The organism is Ginsengibacter sp. (assembly GCF_057362405.1).
On sequence record NZ_JBMQQG010000052.1, the window covers coordinates 1 to 5,922 of the forward strand.

General features: G+C 37.4%; 6 protein-coding genes. 4 read left to right on the forward strand and 2 right to left on the reverse strand.

The features are described from left to right. Positions 1-1,088: hypothetical protein (locus tag ACO1O5_RS04290; RefSeq protein WP_486268604.1), on the forward strand; the 1,088-nt coding region annotated here is incomplete at its 5' end. Between the two features lie 51 nt (positions 1,089-1,139). Here ACO1O5_RS04290 and ACO1O5_RS04295 read toward each other — a convergent pair. Together ACO1O5_RS04295 and ACO1O5_RS04300 are read right to left on the reverse strand one after the other, a co-directional pair. Then, positions 1,140-2,180, reverse strand: a complete 1,041-nt coding sequence (locus ACO1O5_RS04295) for a patatin-like phospholipase family protein (RefSeq protein ID WP_486268605.1) — start codon at positions 2,178-2,180, stop codon at positions 1,140-1,142. A gap of 191 nt (positions 2,181-2,371) precedes the next feature. Beyond that, on the reverse strand, positions 2,372-2,953 hold the full coding sequence (locus tag ACO1O5_RS04300) for a WG repeat-containing protein (protein WP_486268606.1): 582 nt from the start codon (positions 2,951-2,953) through the stop codon (positions 2,372-2,374). 503 nt (positions 2,954-3,456) lie between these two features. Between ACO1O5_RS04300 and ACO1O5_RS04305 the strand changes: the two genes are divergently transcribed. From ACO1O5_RS04305 to ACO1O5_RS04315, 3 genes are all read left to right on the forward strand, one after another. Further along, the gene (locus ACO1O5_RS04305; protein WP_486268607.1) at positions 3,457-3,909 is read left to right on the forward strand and encodes a c-type cytochrome; all 453 of its coding nucleotides are present in this window, start codon (positions 3,457-3,459) and stop codon (positions 3,907-3,909) included. Positions 3,910-4,022: 113 nt separating this feature from the next. Further along, complete coding sequence (locus ACO1O5_RS04310; RefSeq protein ID WP_486268608.1) at positions 4,023-5,042, forward strand: potassium channel family protein; 1,020 nt, start codon at positions 4,023-4,025, stop codon at positions 5,040-5,042. A gap of 344 nt (positions 5,043-5,386) precedes the next feature. Continuing rightward, on the forward strand, positions 5,387-5,922 hold a 536-nt coding region (locus tag ACO1O5_RS04315), incomplete at its 3' end, for a sugar-binding domain-containing protein (RefSeq protein ID WP_486268609.1).

The following is a 5,922-nucleotide window of genomic DNA, read 5'->3' on the forward strand; positions in this document are numbered from 1 at the left end:
CACTGAACAGTAGATACAACTGGCAGGATACAATCTTCAGCTTGAGGGATTTTATGAAAATCAATACAGATACTTTGCCCCTCTCGGGTGAATTTGTTGGAAGCGCATGGGCAGAAGTTTACGGTTCCTACGCTCAAACAATTATTGATAATGGAAAGAGGTTGCTGAACGCAGGTATAACATTAAAACTAAATAAACCTTTGGCGGGAGGATATGCGAGGGCACAGGGCGTAAACTATAGTGCTACGCCTCCCGAAAATGGTACGGGGTATTCGATTACCACGGCCAACTTACAATATGGCTACTCAAATAATTTTGATGCCATCGATCATACAACTTCTAACAATGACAACAGAAAAGCTTTTTTAAAAAACACATATGCGGGGATAGCTGCCGACCTGGGCCTTGAATATATATTGCTTCGGGATGAAGATAATGAAGAAACTAATGAAGTTGGATATGATACCAAAATAGGTATCTCGATAATGGACCTCGGCAAAAATAAATATAGATACAGCGCCAAAAGTCGGCTGGCAATAGCAGGCAAAGAAGGTATAACAGATTCCCTTCTTGAAAATAAATTTCCATCACCAGGTACTGCAGATAGTTTCAACGATAGCCTCGCGAGTATCTCCAATTCAATTGCAACACTTTCGGGTAATTTTTTTATCTATCAACCTTCCCGTTTGGTAATTAATATAGACAAGCATGTCAGGCAAAGCTTTTTTATCAACGCCGAAGTGACTTTGCCCCTTATTGCTCTTGCATTAAAAAATACTTTTTTTATAAAAGATATGAATTTGCTGGCCCTTACACCACGATGGGAAACAAAATTGTTAGGCGCTTATTTCCCGTTGCTCTTAAATGCGAGAGGGCAGTTATGGTTGGGAGGCGCTTTCAAAGTGGGCCCGTTGTTACTTGGTTTACATAACTTTGGCGACCTGTTTTCAAAGAACAAATCACAAAATGGGGGGCTTTACCTTGCAATTACAATAAGGCCATTAAAAAAGTATGACCGGCAGGAACATTATCCAAGAGAGAAACTAACTGGAAAGGAGAGACGAAGTTTAGCCTGTCCAAAACTTTAATAAATTTCTACAGGAAGTGGGTTGGGCCACAGTTGTTATGTCCTTTTTCAATTACTTATTTTCTATCAGGCTGTCAGCAATTCCTTCCAGGAGCTTTATATTATCATGAACAAAAGTGAGGCCTGCCTGGTAGAGGTTATTTATATTTTCAGGTGTTGCAATATCCATTTCAGAGCAGGCTTCTTTTAACCCCGGTTCCAGGCGAACATAATTGCTTTGATCTTTTTTATCAAGGGTAAGAAACATTTGTGTTAACTGGTAGGCTACTGTTTCTGAATTGCCTGACATGAGAATGTCGATTACTGGATGCAGCCATCTTATTTCGCCCGAATGCATAAAATCTTTATAACTATATTTCTTTTTAACTGAGCCCGTGCCCAAAGAAATTACAATCATATCTTTTGCGGTAGGTTTATCTTTCTTATGCTGGTCATTCAAAACTTTTGAAAATTCTATTTTTCTTGCCTCTGCGTAAGCGCATAAAGCAGGATTGTTGGCAAACATACCTCCATCCACCAGGGTAAACAACTGGCCATTAAGAGATTCAATGTGGGCCGGCGGGAAATAGGTTGGTGCCGCAGAAGTAGCTTTTGCCACGTCCCTTATTTTAAAATTATATATGGCCTCCGATTTGGCCTCAGTACTTGAAAAGAAAACTGCTTTGCGGTCGGTTATCTCATAGGATGTAATAAGGCTTGGCTTAATAAAATGATCGAGGGTTTCCTCACCAAAGTAATTTTTTAATAATCCGTCTAATGAATCAGTATCATATTTTTCGTGAAATATGCCTCCGCCACTCGATATTATTTCCAACAAGTTGCGGTCAAATATGGTGTGCCCATTTTTTAAATAAAGATTAAGTGCATCTTCTGCCGAATACTTTGCATTTCCATTTTCACCCGGCGTTAAGTAAATACAGGCTAATATTCCGCCGGTGCTGGTTCCAGCAATCATATCAAAATAATCTCCTAATTTAAAGGAGTTGCCGGCGTCTTTTTTTTTGAGTATTTTTTCCAACTGCATAAGGATGGTCCCCGGCAGTATTCCCCTGATACCACCGCCATCTATGGATAAAATTCTTATCTTTTTCATATTGGAAAATTTAATTAAACTTAAAAAACTTCCAATAAATGTAAAAGAATTTATAGATAGCGGATCAAAAAAATCAATGCAGCGTGTTTCTAAACATCGAAAATGAATCTATTTGAAGACATTATGATTTTTGAAGTATTACTATTTATTACAATCCTGGCGAAGTTGAAATTCTTCCACTGAAAGCGCTTCTAGTCATGTAACTTGTTATTCTTTTTATCTATGTAGAATAATTTACCGTCCTTCATTACCCTTGCCTCTCCGCTTACAAAACTGTCAGTGTAATCATAGACAGGATCTACCACCCACGACCCCCTGGAATCGATGTAGCCCCACAAACCTTTTGCGTTTGCAGCAGGTGCAAGTCCCTCTGAAAAAGGATGCGCATTGGAAAATTCCAATGGTATTACAACTTTGCCGGCGGTGTTGATATATCCAAAGTGGCCATTTTTTGCAACTGATGCCAATCCATTACTAAAGCCGAGAGCTTCTTCAAAAATTGCTTCAGTAATAGCTTTGCCTGTGCTATCAAGGTAGAGCCATTTGGTACCTTGTTTCACCGCTGTATATCCTTCACTAAACGGCAATCCCTCGTCGTATTGTGGTTTTATTATTTCCACGCCTTTTTTATTTACGTAGCCCACTTTACCATTTTTTTTAACCTGTGAAAGACCACATACGCAGTCATCCACGTAGTCATAATTTTTCTCCCAATTTTGTGCATAGCTGGCCAATAACGGGGAAAATATTATTAGCAGCAATAACTTTCTCATTTTATTTATTTTGAAGTAAAAAAATAAATTGTTTGCACAAAATATCTATTCGTATAAATAAAAATAATGATTGGGGTTAGGCGTAAATATGATTTTGGTATCATGTTCGCGGGAGCAATAGTGGATATCTTTCCTTATTAAAGGGTTTGATCTTTTATTATTTAAAGAGTTGTCTGCGGAACATAATTGTTGCCTTTATTTTAGAAGCAGTATGGTTAAAAACTACGTTTATCGTCCGCCGTTACATCCGTCGCCTATCGTTCAAATGAGTGTGTAACAGTCGGGCTTAAATCAGAAGTTCTGCTGTCAAAAATGAGATGATATAGGTCATACTACAGTGGGCGTATTATCCGGCAATGAGAAGACTATTGATTTAAAGGGTTGGTTATCAGCAATGGCGCCAGTGATTTTAAACATAAAGCACGATGACCTACGTCATAATAGTAAAATCTGTTCCTCTCTAAATTTGGCAATTACTTTATGAACCTTTAAAATTATGTGACATGAAGAGCTTAATAGCGACCCTGGGTGTTGTTGCAGTAATTGCAATTTTATATTCATTCAAAATCCAACAGGATGATCCCTGGAAAGTTCCTGAAAAATATCAAAACATGAAAAACCCTGTAACGGCGGATAGCGCTTCAATAAAGTCGGGGAAAGAATTATATGTTTCATACTGCATTTCGTGCCACGGTAAACACGGAAATGGAACAGGCAACCGGGCTACAAATTTGAATACGAAACCTTCTGACTTTACTTCGGAAGCATTTCAAAAACAAACAGATGGAGCATTATTGTATAAAATATATTTTGGTCACAAAGATATGCCTGGCTTCAAAAAAAGAATACCTGGAAATGCAGACGTTATAGAAGGCACCTTTGGCAAAACCCGTAGTCCCGGCGATCTGATAAATTACCTCCGCACATTTGGCAAAAAAATAGTACTCTTTAAGTAATAGTTTGTATTTTAATTACGGCCGGGTGCTCACAGACAATTAGAAACAATAACAATTAGTTATAGGTAATTGTATGTTGCCATCTAAAAAATACCAAAAACTTTAATCATATAGTGCACTTAAAAAAAATATCTCCATTTCTTATTTGGTTTAGTGTACTGGTGATCGTTATGCTCATCGGCGTGGTTGGCTTCATGATAGTTGAAAGCTATTCTTTTATTGATGCATTGTACATGACAGTAATAACAATAGCTACTATCGGGTATCATGAGGTAAAACCGTTATCTGAAGCAGGAAAGATATTCAACATAACATTTATTATTACTTCATTTGCCATTTTCACCTATGCACTCAGCAGCCTCACAAAATATATTGTAAGTGGAGAAATGGCAGCTTATTTTAAAAACCGAAAGCTTATGACTTCAATCGACAACTTTTCCAATCATGTAATAATTTGCGGATTTGGCCGCCATGGAGAGCAGGCTGCGCAAATCTTAACGGCACATAAAATAGATTTCGTTGTTATAGATACATCCGAATCCCACATCACGAACTGGTTGAGTGAAAATAAATCGCTGGTTTATATTCACGGCGATGCAACAGACGATGAGATCCTTAATAAAGCAGGTATTAAAAAAGCTAAGGCATTATTACTTACATTACCTGCAGATGCCGACAACGTATTTATTGTTCTATCAGCGAGATCAATAAATCCGGCGCTAACGATCATCAGCAGGGCCCAGCATAAAAACACCGTTATAAAATTGAAAACTGCCGGTGCCGATCACGTTATATTACCTGAAATGATTGGCGGTTCACACATGGCTACATTAATATCAAAGCCTGATGTAATTGAATTTATTAATAACCTTTGGGGAGATGCGGCAGAGTCTATAAACATAGAATCCGTTCCTTACGAAGAATTACCGCAATCGCTAAAAGACAAATCAATTTTTGAAATTATTAACTGGAACAATACCGGGGTGAATTGCCTTGGAATTAAGAACGAGGAAGGGAAATTCATTATTAATCCATCGCCGGAAACTATTATCCGGGAAAGAATGAAAATAATGTTATTTGGGAACATGCATCAAATAGATGAAATGAAAATTAGTTTTTCAAAAAATGTATAGTATTTGAATTTATTTAATTCATGATCAAACTAAAGTGGTTTATCCATGAAGAAGTTAATCATCGCAGAAGAAAACTTTCAATCTGTCAACAAGCGAACTTCTTAATTTACCCATATTCAATAAGAAAATCAGGATTGTCTATTGCACAGTTATTCTTTCCTGATGCTGTCTGTGAAGAAGCCACGGGTTCCTCTGTTCGGCCTCAAGAGATATTTTCAGTCTACACGTAGCCGTTAGGTCTGTTAGGGATAATCGATGTGAGCCTGAAATTTGAAAGTAGAAGTTAAGATTTCGTCTTTATTCACTTTTTAGTACATTCATATTTAAACCATATTTGTTTAAAGATGAAAAAGTCCTTTTTCTTTTTAATTACTTGTTGCGTTGTTCTCTCTGTAAATGCCCAGGTTGACATTATTCAGAACATTGACGCCCGAAACATCCAAAACCTTGATGGACGCTGGCATTATATTATTGATCCGTACGAAACAGGCGGTAACAATTTTTATAAAAATAAAGAGCAACAATCAAAATCAGATTTGATAGAATATGATTTTGCAAAATCGCCAACTCTCAATGTTCCTGGCGATTGGAATTCACAAAATGACAGATTGTTGTTTTATGAAGGAACAGTTTGGTATGAGCATGATTTTAATGTTTCCGTTCAAGCGGGTAAAAAATATTTTCTTTATTTCAAATCGGTGAATTATGAAGCCGTTGTGTATGTAAACGGACAAAAGGCTGGAGGGCATAAAGGGGGGTTTACTCCTTTCCAATTTGATGTGACATCATTGCTGCATGGCGGAAGTAACTTTGTGGTTGTAAAAGCCAATAACACAAGGCGCAAAGAAAATGTGCCAACCGAAAATTTTGATTGGTGGAA

Bases quoted from the DNA above. Each gene is read 5' to 3' on its own strand.
- ACO1O5_RS04295 (WP_486268605.1), bottom strand. From the start codon at position 2,180: ATGAAAAAGATAAGAATTTTATCCATAGATGGCGGTGGTATCAGGGGA.
- ACO1O5_RS04300 (WP_486268606.1), bottom strand. From the start codon at position 2,953: ATGAGAAAGTTATTGCTGCTAATAATATTTTCCCCGTTATTGGCCAGC.
- ACO1O5_RS04305 (WP_486268607.1), top strand. From the start codon at position 3,457: ATGAAGAGCTTAATAGCGACCCTGGGTGTTGTTGCAGTAATTGCAATT.